At 38.9% G+C, this 21,542-nt stretch carries 18 protein-coding genes; 11 read left to right on the top strand and 7 right to left on the bottom strand.

Going from position 1 to position 21,542, the window contains the following annotated elements; genetic code table 11:
• Positions 1–53 precede the first annotated feature (53 nt).
• A complete protein-coding gene (locus tag AB986_RS08725; RefSeq protein ID WP_048310454.1) occupies positions 54–3,086 on the bottom strand; it encodes an efflux RND transporter permease subunit in 3,033 nt (1,010 codons plus the stop codon).
• Between the two features lie 430 nt (positions 3,087–3,516).
• On the opposite strand from AB986_RS08725, the gene AB986_RS22330 reads away from it, so the two are divergent.
• The 3 genes from AB986_RS22330 (at position 3,517) to AB986_RS08710 (ending at position 4,782) form a co-directional block, all read left to right on the top strand.
• Positions 3,517–3,693, top strand: coding sequence for a hypothetical protein (locus AB986_RS22330; protein WP_161797353.1), 177 nt, complete (start codon positions 3,517–3,519; stop codon positions 3,691–3,693).
• A gap of 594 nt (positions 3,694–4,287) precedes the next feature.
• Positions 4,288–4,518 (top strand): hypothetical protein, encoded by a 231-nt coding sequence (locus AB986_RS08715; RefSeq protein WP_048310452.1) that lies wholly within the window; start codon positions 4,288–4,290, stop codon positions 4,516–4,518.
• Positions 4,519–4,554: 36 nt separating this feature from the next.
• Complete coding sequence (locus AB986_RS08710) at positions 4,555–4,782, top strand: hypothetical protein (RefSeq protein ID WP_048310451.1); 228 nt, start codon at positions 4,555–4,557, stop codon at positions 4,780–4,782.
• Between the two features lie 290 nt (positions 4,783–5,072).
• Here the strand turns inward: AB986_RS08710 and AB986_RS08705 are convergent, their stop codons facing one another.
• A complete protein-coding gene (locus tag AB986_RS08705; protein ID WP_048310450.1) occupies positions 5,073–6,305 on the bottom strand; it encodes an SGNH/GDSL hydrolase family protein in 1,233 nt (410 codons plus the stop codon).
• A gap of 368 nt (positions 6,306–6,673) precedes the next feature.
• Between AB986_RS08705 and AB986_RS08700 the strand changes: the two genes are divergently transcribed.
• Entirely contained in the window at positions 6,674–7,519 is an 846-nt protein-coding gene (locus AB986_RS08700) for a hypothetical protein (RefSeq protein WP_048310449.1), read from the top strand.
• A 166-nt stretch (positions 7,520–7,685) separates the two neighbouring features.
• Here AB986_RS08700 and AB986_RS08695 read toward each other — a convergent pair whose 3' ends face one another.
• Complete coding sequence (locus tag AB986_RS08695; RefSeq protein ID WP_048310448.1) at positions 7,686–8,108, bottom strand: hypothetical protein; 423 nt, start codon at positions 8,106–8,108, stop codon at positions 7,686–7,688.
• A 279-nt stretch (positions 8,109–8,387) separates the two neighbouring features.
• Between AB986_RS08695 and AB986_RS08690 the strand changes: the two genes are divergently transcribed.
• The gene (locus AB986_RS08690; protein ID WP_048310447.1) at positions 8,388–10,397 is read left to right on the top strand and encodes a hypothetical protein; all 2,010 of its coding nucleotides are present in this window, start codon (positions 8,388–8,390) and stop codon (positions 10,395–10,397) included.
• 162 nt (positions 10,398–10,559) lie between these two features.
• Here AB986_RS08690 and AB986_RS21575 read toward each other — a convergent pair whose 3' ends face one another.
• Positions 10,560–11,480, bottom strand: a complete 921-nt coding sequence (locus tag AB986_RS21575) for an LVIVD repeat-containing protein (RefSeq protein ID WP_236690330.1) — start codon at positions 11,478–11,480, stop codon at positions 10,560–10,562.
• 324 nt (positions 11,481–11,804) lie between these two features.
• Between AB986_RS21575 and AB986_RS08675 the strand changes: the two genes are divergently transcribed.
• The 5 genes from AB986_RS08675 (at position 11,805) to AB986_RS08655 (ending at position 17,255) form a co-directional block, all read left to right on the top strand.
• Positions 11,805–12,713 (top strand): ABC transporter ATP-binding protein, encoded by a 909-nt coding sequence (locus AB986_RS08675; RefSeq protein ID WP_048310446.1) that lies wholly within the window; start codon positions 11,805–11,807, stop codon positions 12,711–12,713.
• Positions 12,710–13,450 carry an ABC transporter permease gene (locus AB986_RS08670; protein ID WP_048310445.1) on the top strand — a complete coding sequence of 247 codons (741 nt, stop codon included), beginning with the start codon at positions 12,710–12,712 and terminating at the stop codon, positions 13,448–13,450. Before AB986_RS08675 ends, AB986_RS08670 begins: the two co-directional genes overlap by 4 nt.
• Positions 13,451–13,621: 171 nt before the next feature.
• Entirely contained in the window at positions 13,622–14,629 is a 1,008-nt protein-coding gene (locus AB986_RS08665) for a DUF3231 family protein (RefSeq protein ID WP_048310444.1), read from the top strand.
• A 453-nt stretch (positions 14,630–15,082) separates the two neighbouring features.
• Positions 15,083–16,018 carry an ABC transporter ATP-binding protein gene (locus AB986_RS08660; RefSeq protein ID WP_048310443.1) on the top strand — a complete coding sequence of 312 codons (936 nt, stop codon included), beginning with the start codon at positions 15,083–15,085 and terminating at the stop codon, positions 16,016–16,018.
• The gene (locus AB986_RS08655) at positions 16,011–17,255 is read left to right on the top strand and encodes an ABC transporter permease (protein WP_048310442.1); all 1,245 of its coding nucleotides are present in this window, start codon (positions 16,011–16,013) and stop codon (positions 17,253–17,255) included. The genes AB986_RS08660 and AB986_RS08655 overlap by 8 nt, the downstream gene beginning before the upstream one ends.
• Positions 17,256–17,419: 164 nt before the next feature.
• On the opposite strand, the gene AB986_RS08650 is transcribed toward AB986_RS08655, so the two are convergent.
• The 3 genes from AB986_RS08650 to AB986_RS08640 form a co-directional block, all read right to left on the bottom strand.
• Positions 17,420–17,839 (bottom strand): VOC family protein, encoded by a 420-nt coding sequence (locus AB986_RS08650; RefSeq protein WP_048310441.1) that lies wholly within the window; start codon positions 17,837–17,839, stop codon positions 17,420–17,422.
• Between the two features lie 61 nt (positions 17,840–17,900).
• Complete coding sequence (locus tag AB986_RS08645; protein WP_048310440.1) at positions 17,901–18,401, bottom strand: VOC family protein; 501 nt, start codon at positions 18,399–18,401, stop codon at positions 17,901–17,903.
• Between the two features lie 159 nt (positions 18,402–18,560).
• Complete coding sequence (locus tag AB986_RS08640; protein ID WP_048310439.1) at positions 18,561–19,352, bottom strand: helix-turn-helix transcriptional regulator; 792 nt, start codon at positions 19,350–19,352, stop codon at positions 18,561–18,563.
• Positions 19,353–19,584: 232 nt separating this feature from the next.
• Between AB986_RS08640 and AB986_RS08635 the strand changes: the two genes are divergently transcribed.
• The gene (locus tag AB986_RS08635; protein WP_048310438.1) at positions 19,585–21,507 is read left to right on the top strand and encodes a BglG family transcription antiterminator; all 1,923 of its coding nucleotides are present in this window, start codon (positions 19,585–19,587) and stop codon (positions 21,505–21,507) included.
• Positions 21,508–21,542: the final 35 nt, after the last annotated feature.

Raw genomic sequence — 21,542 nt, 5'->3', positions numbered from 1 at the left:
GAACTACAATAAAACTGCCACCCTTATGATAAAAGGATGGCAGTTTTTCTTGATTAGTTCGCTACTTGTTGCTCTGTTACAATTTCCTGCTTTCGCTGGCGTTTTGACTTTCTAAAGTAAAGCAATTCATAAAAGACGGGCACAATGACGAGCGTGAGAACAGTCGCTCCAGAAAGTCCGCCAATTACAACGACGGCTAGCGACTTTGATACAAGGCTACCGGCTTCAGAATGTCCGAAGAGAAGTGGAAGCATTGCACATATTGTAGCAATTGCGGTCATCACAACGGGACGAAGGCGGATTGCACATGCTTCGAGAATAGCATCTCGGATAATCATGGTTTCTTCATTTTGCTTCACACGATCAATGAGCACGATCGCGTTTGTGACGACAACTCCAATCAGCATTAATGCTCCGATCAGCGCTGTCGCATCAGCTGGCACGCCAGAGATTAATAGACCAAGAACGGCTCCGATGGATGCAAGCGGAAGGGTCATTAGAATCGCGAGCGGTGCACGTAACGTCTTGAATGTTAGCACCATAATGAGATACACAATTAAGATTGACGCTAGCATCGTGATACCAAGATCTTTAAAGTCATTTGCTTGTTGTTCGGAAGCTCCGCCTGTATCAAGCGTAATTCCTTCTGGGAGATCAAGTTTGTTCACTTTCTCAGTGATTTTCCCAGCAATGACTGAGAGCTCTTCTGGTGTAACTTCTGCGGTAATACGCGCATACAAATCACCATCTTTATGAAGAACCGTACTCGGCTTCTCTTCCTGCGTAATCGAAGCCACTTGAGACAGTGGGACTGCTCCGGCATTCGTCGCAAGTGTTAAATCATTTAAGTCAGATAGTGAATCAGGGTTAATGTTTGCATTAAGAAAGACTGGCAATTTCTGATCATCCAGCGTCATTGCGCCGATTGGTTGTGGGTTAAGTAGACTACTAATTTGCATAGCCGTTTGTTGGGCATTCGCTTTCTTCGTATTAACTTTTACTGTATACACTGGCGATGTTTTATCCTGATTGCTCGATACTTTTTGTACACCGTCAACATCTTTCATTTCATCAATCAATTTACCTGATGCAATTAAGATATCGTTCGTATTGTTTCCGATCACATCATACGTAATGGAAGAGTTCGAGGAGCCCCCGAACATTGAAGCAGGATTTGCTTCAATCGTAACGTTCTTCTCATCTTGTTTTGCTTGATCGACTTCTTCAATGAATTTCTCCGCATCCGCATCTTCTTTCATAATGACCGTGTAGAGTACTGTATTCGGATCACTTACCTGTCCGTACTGTGCTTCCTCTTCACTTGAACCATATTGCGTAATCATATACTCATATCCATCGAAATCAGCTAGCGTATTCTCAAACTCCATCATACGCTTCTTTTTTGTATCTTCAGGTGTGCCGCTCGGGAATTCCATACTCACAGATACCATTGATGCATCATTTGCGCCAGTCGCTGCTTTTGGCATTGTTACATAAAGAGCAATTGAACCACCAAAAACGACAATCGCCAGGAGAATTGGTACGAATTTATGATTGAGAGACCATCTAAGAACTTTGATATACCCTTCAGGTGGCGAATGAGATGGTAGCGTTGTGTTTTTTAACATTGCGCGACTCAGAAGTGGAACAACGGTCAAAGCGACGAGTAGGGAAGCTAGCAATGAGTAAGTGACGGTTAATCCAAACGGGAGGAGGAACGCCTTTAATGATCCGTTCACAAGACCCATTGGTAGAAACACGGCAACTGTAATGAGCGTTGATGATGTGATGGCACGTGATACTTCCTTTGTTGCTTCTAACACGGTTGCCTTTGATAGCTTTTCGTTCTGACTGCGCCTGAAGATGTTCTCGACGACAACGATACTGTCATCAACTAGACGACCGACCGCTACAGCCACACCTCCAAGCGTTAGAATATTTAGTGTTACGCCAGAAACCCAGAGAAGTAAGAGCGTAATGGCGAGTGATAGAGGAATCGAAATGGCTGTAATAATGGTCGGTTTTAATTTCCTCAGAAATAACAGAATAACTAGCGTCGCAAAGAGCGCACCAAGTCCAACCTCGCGCATCATACTTGTGACAGAGTTCTTTACCAAGTCTCCAGTTGTGAAGAGAGTCTTTGCTTCAACACCATTGTACTCGTTGTTAATTTTCTGCACCGTTTCCTCGACTTCATTACCAGCAGTAACCGCACTCGCATCACTTTCCTTAAAAAGGACAACGGCAAGAGCTTCTTTCCCATTCACCCTTGTAACAAGATCATCGGACTTCACCTGTTCGACCGACGCGACATCTTTTAAATAAACTGGCTCCGAGTTCGGAATCTGGAGAGGAATAGGTAAGTTCTCAAGCGCATCGATTGATGTCAGGTTATCGGTTACGTTAATCGTGCTTTTCTCTCCATCAATGGTTGTGTTTCCAGCTGATGCGGAAACATTCTGCCCTTGAAGGACTCCCATAATCGCATTAACTGGAATTTGAAGCTGCTCTAACTTATCTCGATCCAAATTGATCTGAATGCGTGATCCGCTCTCACCAACAATGCTAGCTTGTGATAAGCCTTCCTGGTTCTCGAATAGTGGTTTAAACCTGTCATTTACTTGCTCAAGGTTGCTTTTGGTCATCCCGTCATCAAACGTAATCGACACCTGCCCAACCGGGATCATGGTTGTGTTGAGTTGCGATATCTGGGGTTTTCCAACACCTTCTGGTAGCGAAAGTGGGTTGATGGCATCTTCTACGTTATTCTTCGCTTCCTTCATGTCCGTTTTCGAATCAAAGTTAATCGTAATTTGTGAATATCCTTCACCTGTTGTTGAGAGAACCGATGTTTTTCCACTCACGGAAGCTACGGCTTGTTCAATTGGTTCGGTGACATTTGTAGTCATAGAACCCGCATCATTACCTGGACCAAGCGTAACGACGGTTACCTGTGGGTTATCAGCTTCAGGCAGAAATTCCATAGGCAGTAGAAAATAACTAACAGTTCCCACCAAAAGCGTAATAACGATAAATAGTCCCATTGCTGTTTTGTTTCGAAAAGCCCAATTCGTTAATAATTGCATACATTCTCCCCCGATTCCTTTTTCGATTAGTCTTGCTAAGCACTTTTTTCCTCTCTTTAAAATTACTGCAAGCAAACCAATAATACAGCGGTCTACAGTCCAAATTCCCTCTAGGTCTCGAGACGTAGTAGGCGAATTCCGTTGGTACAACTGTCATTTTACGAGTGAGAACAACGATGTATTCTTAGGAGTTTGTTTAAGGTTAGAGAGCTCTTAGTAGATATGGGTTTGTCATTAGCTGTTAAGTAAGTTATCTGAGGAGTCAGTCACGATATGGTAATATATAGAAGAGTGATCGTTTCGTGATTTTAAGAAAGTTATTGAGTGTTATTCTTTTGGAAAGAGTGGTGAAGTTATGAAAGAATACATTCATTATGTTTCAGGATACTGTGGCTATTTTCTTTTAGCATTCGTATCTGTGAGATTAATAATGAATAATGATTTGACTGGAAATATAATGACCTGGATTGGACTTATATTGTTAATCATTTATGTAGAATTTATGGAGAAGAAAAGTGGAAAGCCAAAACATAGCAGGTTAATCAAATTTGTATTGAGTGTTGTGTTTCTTCTTGTTTCATTGGATTATGCATACGGTTTGTTCTAAGCTATAAGATTCTCTCTTAGTGTAATAGATTCCTTCAGATGGGACTGAATTGAAGAGAGGTTTTGGTTAGGTAAAACAAAAAGGGAAAGAAGTAAGCTGCTTTCATTTGTTTTAGTCTTTGCGCTTATATCAGTCGGAGTAGGGACTATACAATTATTAGTTAATTAATGAATCTAGTTTAGATGTGAGGAGGATGTCATACTCTTTTCGTAGACATTGTTGCTTTTAGATAAGTGGTTAATTTCCGCTCCAGGATGCTCGCTTTCCGCGGGGCGGGCGCGGTGAGCCTCCTCGTCGCTAACGCTTCTGTGGGGTCTCACCTGTCCCGCTAGTCCCGCAGGAGTCGAGCATCCTTACACTCCAATTAGCAAAGTGTGGTTTTTATCCAATAATTGATTCAAAAGCAGAATCTATTAGAGATGAGCCATTTATTATCAACATATCGATCTAATGGTTCGCTTCAATCTAATCTCTCTATTGAAATCGCTTTTCTATTTCTAGGAATAGCATTGATTCTCCTATCAGTTGTCTACAAAAAATAAATCTTCGGTTGATGCCTTTATGATAGGGTAGAACACAGATAGAGGTGGGCATTTGAAAGAGTTCATAGCCATTGTCGTTACGGTTATAGCGACTAATCGGATTACTGAGCAAGTATATGAAAAGATGAACTTCCATTACAATTGGTTTGAAGATCGATTTAGCTTAAAGTCGTTGTTAATGGATTTAGGAATATACTTTATCATCGGCGTTCCTATTTATTTAATAGTAGAAATGTTAATTGATAGAGGACGATCATTGTTTAACAATAAAAGAATAGAATAGGGTACAGAAGTAATGAACAACTAAAGGTGTGGTTTGTTGGGTTTACTGAAAAAAGTAAATACTGCTCTTTCGATCGGAGCAGTGATGATGGGTTTCTATCATTTTTTTGTGGAAGATCTTTCTATAAATGCATGGATTCCGTATTTATTTATCATGTACTTATTATTCGGCATCGAAATTAGTAAGCGTGAAGATAAAGATAGTAAATTAGGGTATGTTTATTTTGCTGCATCAGTCCTTTTTCTAGCAATTATGATTACATAAGCAAGCGTTGAAAAAATGCTGAAGATCCACAAAGGATCTTCAGCATTTTTTGTGTTAATTTATGGATCTTTTCGTAGACAGTGTTGCTCTAAGAATGGGGGGATTTTCGCTCCAGGATGCTCGCTTTCCGCGGGGCGGGCGGTGAGCCTCCTCATCGCTTACGCTCTTGCGCGGTCTCACCTGTCCCGCTAGTCCCGCAGGAGTCGAGCATCCTTTCGCTCCAATTAGAAGTTGATTTTTTTATTCAATTATTCATTCAAAAGCAATAATCTTTTAGAAAAGAACTTAATTTATTCAAATACAGATAAATCCACTGTCTCAGCCATCTTCTTATATCCTTTGTCATTCGGATGGAGATGATCACCCGAATCGTAGGTTGAGAGAAATTTCTCTGGATCATCTGGATCTCTAAGTGCTTGATCAAAATCAATAACAGCATCGAATGCTCCGCTCGTTCTGATCCATTCATTTACTTCTTGGCGCGTTTGCTCGCCCTTTTCTGTATACATGCCGGACTCTTTAAACGGTGTTAATGTGCCGCCGTATATTGAAAGTCCTTCTTCATGTGTTGCTTTAATGATTTGTTTCATTCGGTTAATGATTTGTTCTGAATCATACTCTGGGTAGTGTCTGATATCGTTAATTCCCTCATGAAGAATAACAGCTTGTACGCCTTTTTGACTTAACACATCTCGCTCTAACCGTGCTAAGGCATTCTCACCTTTTCCAAGCTCACTATTAATTAAATGATTGGCAGAAACGCCAGCATTTAGAACAGACATGTTGACTTTAGAATCTTCTTCGTTCATTCGATTGGCAAGATAATCTGGCCATCGGCGGTTTGCATTTAGTGTAGAAGCATTTCCATTAGCAATAGAGCTTCCCATTACAACGACAGCACCGCTAACCGAATCATCTGGAATGACTTCCATCCGGTCGAGCCAGAACCAGGCTTCCTCTTTCGATTTGTAGGCTGAACCTTCAGCATCTGAAGCATGGTTACCAGGTTCAGACATATAGACCGTTTGAGTTGAGCGCTGATGCCATGTTGTTGGCCCAGTTTCCTTATCAACGTATAAGCTTACGCTGAGGTTTTGATCAGCATCTACGGGAAATTCAACAGGATCGCTATACTGTTTCTCCCCAGCAGGAATCGTAAATGATTTCTCACCATTGAACGTGATGACCTGATCGGTCTCACCATCTACGCTCGCTCCTTCTTTAGAAACAGCTACTCGAACTTCTTTCATCGATAAAGGTAGTGAACCAAATTCATTCGATAAGCGGATGCGCATTTTATCACCGTCGCTATGTGGACGAAGGATTAAGCGAATCGTTTGATCTTTAAACCCTTCATGAGAATTTCCATCTTTAGCAGGCGCCTGCATGCTTGCTGTCCAGGTACCTACCCACTTGCTTTTTTTCGCATCTTCGTTAGTTGAAGAAGCCCATTCCCGTGCTCCTCCCAAACTAATTAAACTAATGAGTAATATTGCTAGAAGTCCTATTAGAATTCGTGTCATTCGTTATCGCCTCTCATGTTGTTTTTCAATTTCGTTTCAGTATCCACTTGGATCTATTTTTCATTATAAAGAATACCCCTATACTCTTAGATCCAAGCCAAGTTTGTCTAAACGTAATGAACCTGCAAACGAATTGACATAGTTATCATATTTTTCTTTAGTTGTCTTAAACCCTTCGTGTCATTGCATACGTTTAATAAGGTGGAATTTATGATTAATAATGTTCGATTCTCCCTATTAGTGAACAGGAGCTATCAGTAATTATTCCAGTGGAAAAGATTATGATTAATCGTTCTATGCATTGATCTACAGTCAACAAAGATAAAAGGGCTTTACAAATAGAAAAATAACGGAAGGGTGATAGCGATTTGAAATGGATCATGGTTGTACTTATAGGTGTCATCATCATTGGAATTATTGGGTTCAGTAGTATCTTCTCTTTTCAAACAGAAGAGCATGAACAGCCAGGAGAGGGAGAGACGATAGGGATTGAAGAACAGGAGAAGAAAGAGATAGAAGGTGAGGAGCAAGAAAATGCAGGTGAAACTAGTAACATCCAGTTAGACGGAGAATGGACGCGCAATCTCTTAAACTATACGGGGAGCTTGATCATCACAAACGCAACCGAAAAAGATTTTTCGTTCAAGCTTGGTGTCGTTGCTGGTGGGAATGTAGGGTCAATTGAAGGCAAAGCGGATCGATCTTTGGAGACAGCTACATGGGCTGATGCTGAGTCAGGATGTGAGTTAAGTTTCGAGCTGACAGAAAATAAGATTACGATCGAACAAAACAACGCCTGCGAGTACTGGGGAGGAGCGGGAACGTTCTTCTACGGTGAGTATGATAAAGGCGGTGTCTCAATCGAAACCGATTTGGTCAAGCAGGGGGTTTTAAATGAATCAGAAGATGCCCTGTTTCGAGGCATTGTAGGAGATGATTATGATCTCTATCTAGAGAATATAAGCTCATACTTCGATTTAGAAGACAGAGATAAACTAGGAACGCGCGTTGTAGCTGGCTTTATTAGAGGGATCGCTCCTAGTAACGGTGGAATCATCATGGTGAATGAGAAGCATGTATATGCTGCCGTGACAGATTCCGAGAATAGTGTAATCCGTTATCATACAAACGATCCTACTTATCAAGATAAGCTACCCTATACGATTACGGAGTGGCGAGAGGGGATTATGTTTGAAGAAGTGGTGTTTGAGTAATTCTCGGATTTTACTAACTTTAACATCCATATAAAAAATCTAGAGAATAACAATTCTAATAAAAGCTTTCTATTAAGCATACTAACTCGACAGAACTATGAGCTAGTATGCTTTAAATTTAGGAATTCAAGAATGTATTAAGAATAAAGCATAGTTCCTTTTGCTACTATTCATTCCTTTCCTTTTTTAACTTATATTCATGTTCTTTCAATTCTTCTATAAACACATCTACACTCTTAATAAATAAATCCACCATTTCTTTTCTTTCATCACTATTCATCTGATCAAATTCAACACAACTTACTAATGCCTTTTCTAGCTCTTTTTTATTGGTAATATCATACTTTTTCGTACCAGAGTATAATTGATTTAGCTCTAAATGCATTTTATTTATATACCAAGTATGATGATTTTTCGCAACAACCGTATTAAACGAAAAGCTGCTAATAATATCTCTTTGTTCACAAGTTAGTTCTCCATCTACCGCAAAATCAATGAATAAGAACTCCATTTCTACATTAATCTCTTTGAACATCCCCGAATTGTCAAAGCTAAGTTCATGTAACTCCGATTCCTTTACTGGTAACATGTTGCTTTACCTCCAAACAGTTTTAAAATTATAGCTATTTTCAATTTAAATTCAAATCATAACCGTACAACAGTAAGTTAAAACTTTGTTGAGGTTTGTGAAATGGAGATATTATATATTTCAGTTTGTATCTTGGATATGTTGAAATATTATAGGATTCCACATGAGTAGGTTGCTCAAGATTGATTTGTTAATTCTCTATTGAATGAAACTTTCTTCATTATTAGACGTATACCAAATAAAGGTATAATTAACTGATGTAACCAAAGGTGGTGGGTAATGAAGTTCTTTGAACTGTTCTATAAGTACATATTAGGAGTAGTTGGGATCGTATTCATCAGTTGTATCCCAGCATTTTTTACTGACGGCTTTCAACTGAATGTGAATCTTTACTTTCAAAATGTATGGGGCGTCATTCAATCAATCTTTACTCCTTCTGATTGGTACTTTCACCAATTTGTTGGCTATGAGCTGTTAGAGAAGCCTTTGTTCTCCTATGTTTTGGACAATTATCTTTATTCCATGACGATTCTTTTTGCTGCATTAGTCATTGCCATTGTTTTTGGGATGGTATTTGCTCTATCTACTTTCGGTTTGCCTCACAAGATGAAGCGTGCCATCCATACGATGTTAAATGGTTTAGAAGCATTACCTGACATTCTCTTCATTTTTATACTGCAAATGGTAGTCGTCTGGTTTTTTAAGACCTATGATATTTTGCTGTTTGAGTTTGCTTATATAGGTGAGAGGATCTATTTGTCTCCCATTTTATCACTATGTATCTTACCAACCGTCTTATTCTATCGATCATTTCTTCTTCTGTTAGAGGAAGAATGGAAGGAAGATTATGTTCAATTAGTAAGAAGTAAAGGGTTTAGTAAGATGCATGTGTTGATATGGCACTGCTTAAGGAATAATAAAATAAGTCTGGTGATCCAATCGAGGCCAATCGTGTGGGTCACACTATCCAGCTTGTTGGTTATCGAGTATTTACATAACTTCTATGGCATCGTTCGATTACTCTTTTTCGATTCTCGACCGTTTGTCATTGCGATGGCTCTCATACTAATTTTCACACCATTTTATATCATCTATAGTGTTCTAGAATGGAGTTTCAAAGTGAAACAAACGGAGGAGTTTAGTGATTCAAGAGTTTCTATGAGAGGTATGAAACTAATCTCCATGGAATCTATGAGACTAGCAAATCCTGGTATGCATTTCTTTTCAGCGATAAAAAAAATGAGTCGTTTTTTTGTTTCACTATGTAAAAAGCCAACGTTTGTAATGGCGCTAATCTATCTACTAGGGCTCACAATCTTAAGCTTTATGTATAGCTATATTGCAGAAGTTCCGGTGAATACGATTAAAATATTTCAAGGTGAGCAAGGCACTTATCATGCCCCACCTCATCCGCCAGGCGACGGAGGGTTATTGTTAGGATCAGATACACATGGTCATCCTATTTTAAGTATGTTAATTGTTGGTGCTAAGTACACAATCCTACTGACGGGGTTGATTGCGTTTTTAAGAATACTCATTGGGTATGTGCTCTCAATACCTTATCTATTTTGGTTAGGAAATCGATCGAAGCGAATGATTACGAACATAGCTGATGGGATGCAATTCCTCCCGCTTTCTCTCATTGCGTATATTTTGTTAGTGAATGTATTGATTTTTAATGAAGGCCAAAGGATTGTAGCTGAATCTTTAAGGACGTCTAATATCATTTTGGAAATTAGCATTCTCATTTTGTTTGCTATCCCAGTTGTATTAAATACAATTGGTCGTGAAGCTGATGAAATTCTGAGAAAAGACTTTGCACAAGCAGTCATATTATTAGGTGGAAGTAAGAGCAGACTCTTTTTCCGACATATTACCGTTCATCTCTTTCCGAAGCTAGTTCACCTTTTTGGACAACAAATGATTCAAGCTCTTCAAGTTCTAATGCATTTAGGAGTGTTTGGTATCCTGTTAGGTGGAGGGCTGAGAAGTGCAGGTGCGGCTTCACAATCATTAACTTACGAATGGACTGGAATGTTCCAAGCCTTGCGTATGGGGATTATGACTGAGCGTTATTGGCTTATTGTGCCAGTTCTTTTTCTATACGTTCTTCTCATTTTTTCGATACAAGCCGTTGTAAAAAGTATCATAAGCATTCAACAGCAGAAAATTGGGATTTATTCGGATAAAGAGGATACAAAAATAGTAGATAATGAAGATGGGAGATCTTCTACTAGAATGAGAGAGTTAAACAAAAAGTCATTTGTTTTTATCGAGCGTTCATTTTAGATAAAAGTGAGCTAATGGGAGAGATGAAGATGGAATTTCCAGGAGAGTTAAACCAATTAGATAGGCATATACAGCACTTCTTTCTATGAAACAAAATAGTAGCTGCCGAATTTGATCGACAGCTACATATTAATTTGTAATGAAATACTTTTTCGTTTCTATTCACCTAGTCGATGTTAAAATAGCAAATCCAGCAGGATTGTTTAGATTGCCTGAATTAAACACTCCTGTATTGACTGGTGAAGTAGGGTTTGATATGTCGTAGATTTTCACGTTATTGGCATTGAAGTTTGCTACATAAAGCGTATTTCCAGTGATGATTAGCTCTGAAGGTCTATTTAAATTCGAACTATTAAACTCACCTACTCTAATTGGAGCAATAGGATTAGCAATATTGTAGATTTCAACTGTATTATTACTGAAGCTCGCAACATATAATATGTTTCCAATAGCAGCTAATCCTGTAGGGTCATTTAGGTTTGCGCCGTTAAATTCGTTTACTCGTATAGGAACTAATGGGTTTGAGATATTATAAATTTCTACAGTGTTATTTCCAAAATTACTCACGTAAAGGAGATTCCTCCTAATCAACATTAAATAAGGTCTACTTAAATTACTACCATTAAATTCGCTGATCCTAGTAGGAGATGACGGATTAGAAATATTATAAATTTCAACTGTGTTATTTCGAAAGTTGGCAACATATAGAAAGGCTCCTTTAATAGCGAGACCAGTAGGCCCGTCTAAATTTTGCCCGTTAAATTCATCTAGTCTTATTGGAGTTGAAGGGTTATTGATATCGTATATTTCAATATTATTAGCCGATGAATTTTGATTCGAAACATAAAGATATTTATTTATACGAATTGGATTAGTGACCGCTACCACATTATTACAATTAAAAACATAAACTTGTTGGTTCAATAGTGCTTTCACACAACCGGATAGCTTGTTGTAAAGCATAAATGTAATCGTAACTGGATCAGATGAACCTTTAAAATAGATACTTACTCTTTTACCAAGTTCTAGTCTTTCAAACAAAGAACAAATACAAGACGATTTAGGATAGATATGGTCTTTCATGATAGATACATCCTTTTTACAATGACTTGTACTATTATATGTAGGATATAGGGATCTGATAATGAAAATGGATTAAATACTAAAGTTAAATAGATATGGTATATTTTACTGATTTATTTATTGAACAGCATAAAAAATGGAAACATCCTTACCAAAATAAATATATTGAGTTGAAAATATAGCTTGGTGAGAAGCTCCTTAATCAGAGTGTCTTTTTTATATTTTCTGAATCTTTTCGAAAGGTTTAACGTATTAGAAGAGGAGTACAAACATATTGATCATTTGGACGATTACAGAAAAGTGAATATGAAAAGGGGGAGTTTGATGGAGGATGTTATTATCGTTGATCAGCTATCCAAATCATACGGTTCAACTCAGGCTGTGAATAGCATTTCTTTTTCCGTACGAAAAGGGGAGATCTTCGGCATTATTGGGCCGAATGGAGCCGGTAAAACAACGACGATCGAAATGCTTGAAGGAATCCGTAAGCCAGACGGTGGTGCCATTTCTGTGCTCGGTCTTACACCACACAAACAGCTGAGGGAGTTGAACAAGAGAATCGGCGTCCAGTTTCAAGCCACTGCGATTCAGAAGAAGATGAAGGTGAAAGAAGCGCTCGATTTATTTTCTTCGTTTTACAAAACAAATCAGAAAGATCATCTCATAGCATTATTAGGGTTACACGAAAAATTAAATGCCAATTTTGAAGATCTATCAGGAGGATGGAAACAGCGTCTCACTCTCGCTCTGGCAACACTCCACAAACCTGAAATTTTGTTCCTCGACGAGCCGAGTATGGGCCTTGACCCGCATGCAAGAAGGGAAATGTGGAAATTGATCCACGTTCTGAAGGAGGAGGGATGCACGATCGTCCTGACTACTCATTATATGGAAGAAGCGGAAAAGCTCTGCGATCGAGTAGCGATGATTTACGGTGGACGATTGAAGGCGTTAGATACGCCGGAGAACTTGTTGAATGAAATTCCTGTTCATTATTTATCGTTTGAATCAAAAGAGCTCGAGTATGATTTCTTGATTTCACTCCCGAGTGTCGTGAATGTAGACGTTGAAAATCACACGTTCAAACTCCTGAGCGATGATCAACAAGAGACGGCGTATTACATTTTTAAGTATTGTCATGAGAACAACATTCTTTTGCGAAACTTCCGATTTGAAAAAGGTTCGCTCGACGATCTTTTCGTTCATTTCTTAGAAAAGGAGCAAACGGCATGACGGTGATGATGAAGCTCGCAAGCTTAGAAACAAAAATGTTCTTTAGAGATCGCATTTCAGTCTTCTGGACGTTTCTTTTTCCTGTCCTCATGATCTGGCTATTCGGTTCGATGTTTGGCGACAGTGATCTGAATGGTCTATCGTTCGCGGAAATGTTCGTTCCTTCCTGGATCGGAGTGAACATTGTGACAACGTCTTTTTTCACTCTTGGTACTGTTCTTACAGGGTATAGAGAAACTGGCGTCTTGAGAAGGTACCAATCGACCCCGGTTCAGTCCTGGATGATTCTTGCTGCACACACATTTCAAGGAGCGGTCATCTTCGCGATCTCAGCGCTTTTACTCATGATCTTTGGGATGATGATGTATGACCTGACGCTTCCTGCTTACATTGGTAGCACATTAATCGCGCTCGTTGTTAGCATGCTCGCATTCTTTCCCTTTGCTTTGTTTCTGACGTCTCTTGCGAAAAATACACAGTCAGCTGCTGCAATCAGCTCTCTGTGCCTAAATGTGATGCTATTTTTATCTGGAGCTGCCTTCCCATTGCAATTTATGCCAGACATCATTCAGACCGTCGCAAAAGCGCTACCGCTTTACTATGTGGTCGAACTGCTTCGGGGCACATGGAACACAGCACCTATTACCGAGTACGGTTTGGAGGTAGGCGTACTACTTGGAATAGCAGTTCTTTCTACAGTATTAGCTTCACGCTTTTTCAGGTGGAGTGATCAATAACGGAAATGAATTACTTTTAAAAGATTACAAAAGACTGGCAAGTTCTTATACGAACTGTCTGTCTTTTTTGTTTAACTGTATGGTTTACCACATCAAAGATCAATCCCCTTAAGTAATAATAATGTCTTTCAAAGGAATACTAAGTTGAAAAATTATAGGGAGGCATTGGGGATGCTAACAAACCATCATATTGATTTAACTGCTGCAGAAGTTGCGAGCCTTTGGTCGAATTATATGAGTGACACTTCAGCAATTTGTATGTTTGATTTCTTTTTGATCCATGTCGAGGATACGGAAATACGTTCCCTCTTAGAATTTGCAATGGAGCTTTCTCAAGCGCATGTTAAGAAATTACAATCAATTTTCACGGAGGAGCAACATCCTATTCCAGAAGGATTCTCAATCAGTGTAGATGTTAATCGAGAATCTCCACGTCTATTCACGGATGATTTCCATCTATTCTTCATTCAAAATTTAGGGAAGATGGGTATGGAGTTTTATGCCACAGCTTTATCGAATTGCGCTCGTTTAGATATATGTGAATACTTTACAGAATGTTTAAATGAATCATCGAAACTCTTCAACAAAGCAACAGAAATAATGTTATCTAAAGGAAGTTTCATTCGAGCTCCGTTTATACCAGCTTCTAAAAAAGTAGAATATGTTGAGAAACAAAGTTATTTGGCAGGGTGGTTTGGTCATAAACGTCCATTAAATGCAGTTGAAATGTCTCAAATCTATTTCAATATGATACAAAATCAGTTAGGTCGTACGTTTCTTATGGGGTTTAGTCAGGTAGCTAAGTTAAAGGAAGTCCGGGAGTATATGAAAAAGGGAAGAGATATTTCAGATAAGCATGTTGAGATATTTGGTTCACTTCTAAGTCAAGAATTTCTTCCTTCTGCTAGCGCTTGGGATACAATGCCAACTGATTCAACAGTGCCCCCATTCTCTGATAAATTAATGATGTTCCATACTTCCGTGTTGAACTCTGTAGGAATCGCACATTATGGAAGATCTCTAGGTGTAAGTCCTAGACGTGATTTAGGATCCAACTACGTTCGACTAACAGGAGAAGTTCTACAATATGCGGAAGACGGAATGAACATTATGATCGAGAACAAATGGTTAGAACAACCGCCTCAAGCAACCAACAGAGATAAATTAGCGAATGGATAAAATCATAGGTCGATCAAAATGAAAACAATGTAAGAAGTTATGTATTTACATACTTCCTATCTTCAGTATTTCGCAAGCAGGAGCTTTTCTAAGGAGGAAAAGCTTCTTTTTTGTGGAATGATAGACTGGAGTTATCGAATATACAGTTCAAATATCATAACTGGAAGAGGAATGTAGATGTAGATGTAGATGAGAGTTACTTTCGTTGTGATGACTAGACTTCACCTGGCATAGAAAAGTTAAAAGTGCTTCGTGACGAAGAAGTACCAGAAGAGATCGGGAGCTATTTTCTTAAATTAAATTAGTTTACCGGAGCTTATCTGTATAAGGATAAGCTCTTTTACATGTGTAGAAGGATGTGTTCGGAATTGAAATAAAAGGAATTTGTTGAAACCATTCCCTTCTTGCGCTCGTAGATAAAGATGAAGAAGATCAATAACGGGGGAGGACATTATGGAACAACCACTGCTATCTGTCGAAAATCTTGGTAAATCCTTTAAGGATAAACAAGTTGTGAAGGATGTATCTTTTGGAGTTAAGAGAGGGAAGATTACAGCTATTCTTGGGCCAAATGGTGCTGGAAAATCGACGACTATTCGAAGTGTTATGGGAATTATGCGACCGGATAAAGGAATGGTTCAGTATCAAAACTATCCTAAACAAGGAGTTCCTCATCAGGTAGTAGGCTATTTACCAGAGGAAAGAGGATTGTACAAAAACGTTAAAATAATGGACATCATTCTATATTTTGCAGATTTGAAGGATTATCCCACAAAGAAGGCCAGAAGCCGCGCACTAGAGTATTTGAAGAAATTTGGCTTAGAGGGGAAGGACAAAGTAAAGGTTGAGGAATTATCAAAAGGGATGGCGCAAAAGACACAGTTCATTGCTTCGATCATTCATGAACCTGAGCTATTGATTCTGGATGAACCGTTCTCAGGACTTGATCCTGTAAGTCAGGATGTATTTAAACAGGAGATCAGGGAACTTGCTAAGAATGGAACGGCTATCTTACTTTCCTCTCATCAAATGAATCTCATCGAAGAGCTAGCAGATGATTTGCTTCTTATACATAATGGAAAAACAGTTATTCAAGGAAGTATGGAAGAGGTTAAAGAGCAGTATTCAAATTATAAGTGTGTCATCATAGGAGACAATGCAGCATCAATCTTTACCAACGTTCCATCAGTACAGAATGTGAAGCAAGATGGAAAGAAAACGGTGCTGTATTTGGAGAGAGGTATTCATATTCCTACTTGGCTTTCCCACATGCCTAAGGAAGTCATAATTCAAGAAATGACAATTGATCGAATTTCTTTGCACGAGATATTTGTTGGAATCGCTACAGAACAAAATCTAATGCAGACTGTGGGTGAAGTGCATGCGTAATACATGGAAAGTCGCGAAATGGGAATATAAACGAAACGTTAAGAATAAATCGTTCATCATTTCCACCTTCTTGACCCCTGTGATTATCCTGATGTTTACCTTTCTCCCAGTTTTGTTCTCTGGTTCGGATGATTCAGGTAATGAAGAAACGATGAAAGTATACATTCAAGACGAAGTAGGTGTAGCTCCTACAGTTGAAACTTTAGTCAATAGCCAGGATTCATTGGCTTGGGATCTTGAATTTACACAAGAAGATCAGAAATCCATACTATCTTCAATAGAGGAAAATGAGAATCAAGCCTTTCTATCGATAACGGAAGATTCCATTGAAAGTGGCGTAGTTGAAGTGTACACGAGCGAGGAAGTAACAGATTCGTTCTTTAACCAGCTGCAGTTATTGAGTCAACCAATCCAAGCTTATCAATTCGAGCAGTTAGGTCTTACAGACTCTCAAATTCAACAAGTAGCAGCTGGTGTTTCGTTCGAAACATTAGATGCAACGGAAACTTCTTCTGAAAATAGAGTCGTAGAGAAGTCAGGTTTAGGTGAGTCAGGACATATGGTTCCAGGTATAGTTTCCTTGATTGTTCTTTTTGCCATCGTTCTTACAGGAATGATGATTTTTCAAAGTGCATCACAGGAAAAGAAAGAGAAGGTTTCTGAAATTGTATTGTCCTCTCTTACACCGAGTGATTTAATGCAAGGAAAAATCATCGGCTATTTCGGTGTTGGATTAAGTCAGGTGTTCATCTGGTTAGGATTTGGAATTCCATTAGCGGCCTGGAGAATAGAGGATGTTGCCATTGTAGACAACTTACTTGTACCGGAGCTTCTTATTATGATGCTAATCGCAATATTAGGATACCTTCTGTTTGCTGCGCTGTTCGTTGGCTTTGGTTCAACAGTCGAAGATATCAACTCATCAAGTAATTTTCAAGGCTTACTGATGATGCTTCCGTTTCTACCATTGGTATTTATTCAACCAATCTTAATAAGTCCTAACGGATTGGCAGCTACAATCGGCTCTTTTATACCATTCGCATCTCCTGCTGTATTAATTCTAAGGATGGCTATGCTTGAGGAGTGGCCTTGGATGGAGTTTGGCTTAGCTTTTGTTGTCCTTACGTTGAGTGTGTGGGGCATGATCAAACTGTCTGGCAAGATATTTGAAGTCGGCATACTTCTTTATGGCAAGAATGCAACTCCTAAAGAAATTTGGAAATGGATTAAAGCATAAGATCGGTTGGAGTAAATTTGAATGCAGCATATTTAGATTGGTGAAATCTATGAATGTAAGGCATCTATCTCATACTAATCTAGTAACGATTAGTAATAAAAAAGGGAACCTACGGGGGTTCCCTTTTTTACCGTGAATATCATTAATAAGCTATAACAAACCTTTTATTGTTGATTCATTTCATCATCTTCATACATATAAACAACTTCCCATAAATGGCCATCAACATCCTGAAATCCCCATATATACATAAATCCATGATCTAGAGGGTCATTATAAGGTTTACCACCATTAGTTAAAGCTTTCTTCACTAGCTTATCCACTTGATCACGACTTTCAGCTGATAAGCAGAAAATAGCTTCTGCAGAAGTAGTCGTATTGACAATTTCCTTCTTACTAAACCCTTTAAAGCTTTCTTCAATCATTATCATAGCATAAATATGATCACTGATAATCATACAAGATGTTGTCTCATCGGAGAACTGGGGGTTAATTTCAAATCCTAGTTCCTTGAAAAAGTTGGTGGATTTCTCCAAGTCTACTACCGGTAAATTGATAAAGATATTTTTAGACGTGAATGCCAATTTAACTCCTCCTTAAAACTGCATTTCTAAAATGCTCCTACCTTATCAATGAACTGATTTATTAATGATTTTCCTGAATTTTTTTCAAAATAGTAGTATCGATTTTTTTCATTTGTAGCATTTCCTTCAACACTTTTTCGGATATTGCAGGATCTGGGTGGCTAAGTAACTCTGAAAGACAATCAGGGACGATTTGCCAGGATACTCCGAATTTATCTTTTAACCACCCACATTGTTGTTTCGATTCGTCTCCGCCTTCAGACAGCTTTCCCCAGAAATAATCCACTTCTTCCTGATTAGCGCAGTGCACGATGAAAGAAACCGCCTCATTAAACTTAAATTGGGGGCCGCCGTTTAATGCCACAAACTTTTGTCCTTCCAATTTGAACTCTACAGTCATCACTGCGCCCTCTTCCTTACCATGTATTTCTTGGCCTGTTTTCAGGTAGTGAGTGACTTTTTCGACTTTGGAATCCTTAAATATAGAGGTATAGAACTCTACCGCTTCTTCCGCTTCGCTATCGAACCAAAAATTTGGAGTGATCTTTTGAATGTTACCCATAATCGATCTCCTTTCCAAATAATTCATAAACTGCCTTAGTTCATCTACATTTCACACAGTCAGCCTTTGCTGAAATCTCTATCCTAATTGCCCCTCCTTTTGTACAAGGTAATTCATGTCGCTTTTATACTAACATGGGAGATATTTAATGATTTCTTCTCAATTGCTATGATGTTTGATTCGATTTAAGAAATTGTTCATCAACAGTGGTAGGGAAATAAGAATCGGTGAATCTTCTATATGTGGGGGACGGAGAGTTACTTTTTGATGGGGAACCTCAGATTCAGGTTCAACAATGATTGGCTTTTTCGAACGTGATCGTAAAGTCTTATGTGGAAGCATAAAATCTTGAGCAGCCATTTCCCATGAGACGGAGGTTGCAAATAAATAATAAACGCCTGGCTCGACGCCTTTAATCGAGAATTTTCCCAATGAAGATACAAGAGTTCCATTGAGCGGGTATCCTTCAGGGATGGGCTTGGGAAACAGACCAATCAAAATCACACCCTCAAATTGCTCGGTCGCATTAATAGTCCCATTTATGTTAGGGATGCTATTCGAAAAATTTCCTAAATCGGTCCAATCGCGAAGATGTTGCAATGAACGAAGGTGTTGGCTGGCCTTGGTAACCGTATTTCGGAATTGTGCAGGAGTCATTCCCACCTTCTCTGTAAACCTCGTAGTAAAAGTTCCTAAACTTTGTTGTCCGATTTCCATACCGATATCCCGCACGCGCAAATTCGTATTTAATAGTAAATCTTTGGCCATTTGAAGGCGTAGCGCTGATATGTAATATAAAGGAGGAAGACCAATAGTTTCCTTGAAAATACGATTGAAATGATAGCGGCTATAGCCAGCCTGATTAGCTAAGTCAGAAAGAGTCACTGAATCGCATAAATGCGCTTTTATATATTTAAGGACCTGTTCGATTTCCGGATAAGCTTTCGTCATAATACACCATACTCCCTTCTAAAATATAAACTTAGAATCCTTGATGAGAGTATCTGTCATATTAAATGATTTCCATAATTTAAAGCTAAGTCCTGCAAAAAGTCTTTTTAGTATTCGTTTACGAATGGCCATTTTCATATTGGTTTCCTAATAGTCCAGACTTTTTTCCTATTAAACCACTACTTTTGATATACTACCTGTAATTTGGTACTTAATGAAGTAGGTGAAAAGCATGAATCGACGGCAGCAAAAACTATTGCTGATGTTACTAGAAAGTAAAGAGACGCAGCTTGTTAGTAAACTCGCTTCTCGTCTTTCTTGTTCAGAGAAGACCGTTCGAAACGATCTTGGGACAATAAAAGAATATATAGAAAGTGAAACGAATGGTGAGCTAATCAAGAAACCAGGACTTGGTGTCTATATTGAGGTTGAGGAATATGAACGAAATCGACTCTTCCAAACCTATTCATTTATAGATACAAAGAAAGAAGATGTGATTGAACGTCAGCGAAAAGTTGAAATCGCATACGAGTTGTTGATAACAAAAGCTCCTATTTCGATTCAAACTCTTTCAGAGCGTTATTATGTGAATCGGCCTATTATTCGAAAAGAACTGGAGGACATTCGGATTTGGCTAAAGGCGTATGAGTTAGATGTTCATTTGAAACAAAAAATTGGTCTTCGTATTGAAGGGGATGAGATGGCGAGAAGGAAGGCTATTTCTAATTTAAGTGAGGTTGTAAATGATGAACCCCTTGTTCACTCATTTCTTAAAAAGCAATTTTCTTCTTATGAAATTAGCCTGGTTGAGAACGAATTAAGAACTTTACAGGATAAGCATGGGATTTCTTATACAGACGAAGCATATGAAAATCTCCTTCTGCATACCCTTTTTACGGTCAAGCGAGTAAAGCAAAGACAGATCATCACGCTTCGTGACAAAGATTTCGACAGAGTTACGTCAACGGCCGAATATACTTGGGCGAAGGAGATGTTAAAGAAGCTTGAAATCGTATTTGTCGCTCATTTTCCTCAGGAAGAAATTGCTTATCTAGCGCTTCATTTTATTGGCGGAAAACGTCGTGACTTAAGGGAAGCCGAGTTAGAAATCGATCCGATCGCAAAAGAACTTGTTGAGAGGATGACAGAGCTGACATCTCTGTCATTTCATGAAGACGACGCTTTAATGGAAGGGCTTCGAGTTCATCTGTATGCTGCGTTAAACCGGATTACATATGGACTTTCGTTTACAAATCCGATGCTGCAGGATATTAAGCATATGTATCCTTATTTATTCGATCTTCTTATTGGTATTGCTTCAGAGTTTAGTGAGAAACATGCCATCAACATTCCAGAAGATGAGGTGGCCTATTTAACGCTGCATTTTGAGGCTGCAGTTGAACGCCTTCATTCTAATAGAGGAAAAAGAAAAAGAGCGGTTATTGTATGTCATTTAGGAGTCGGAATGTCGCAACTCCTTCGGTCGAAGCTTGAGCGCAAGTTCGCTTCGCTTACCATTCTTGATTGTATTTCTAGGGGAGATTTGTCTTCTTTCTTGAAGAAAGAGGAGTTAGATTTGGTCATCTCAACCGTTACCCTTGATACATTGCAGTCAATTCCGTCAATCGTTATCTCTCCCTTACTAAATATCGAGGAAGAAAGTAGGCTCGAGGCATTCATTGAGAGTATCGATCGTACAAAGCGTGGCTCGATGATTACAACGTATGTAAAGCCTGAATTTGTGTTTGTCTATCATGAACCTGTTCATCGATTTAAGGTCATTGAAGAACTGGCGAACGCACTCTACCACAGTGGCTATGTGAAGAGGGAGTATGCCGCACGTGCGCTTGAAAGAGAACGAACATCTTCTACAAACATTGGGTCAGGTATTTCGATCCCTCATGGTGATCCCACGTTGATTCAGGACTCTGCGATTGCGGTTGCTGTTATGAAAGAACCCATCGAATGGGAGAGAGAAAACGTGAGCCTAGTCTTTTTGCTAGCGGTGAAAAATGATAAAAGTGAGGAAACGAGAGCCCTTTTTCGAGAAATTTCAACTCTTAGTGAAAACCCACTAGTATTAAAGGAGGTTGTGAGTCAGACGAACCCTCAAGCCGTTATTGATAGCCTTAGAGGAACCAATCCTTCGAAATAGTTCAAATTTCCGGAAGTTCCGGTAAACATTCTTTC

This window comes from Guptibacillus hwajinpoensis (assembly GCF_001039475.1).
GTDB lineage: Bacteria > Bacillota > Bacilli > Bacillales > Guptibacillaceae > Guptibacillus > Guptibacillus hwajinpoensis.
Note: the sequence above shows the minus strand (reverse complement) of the source record. Positions and strands in the feature narration are given on the sequence as shown.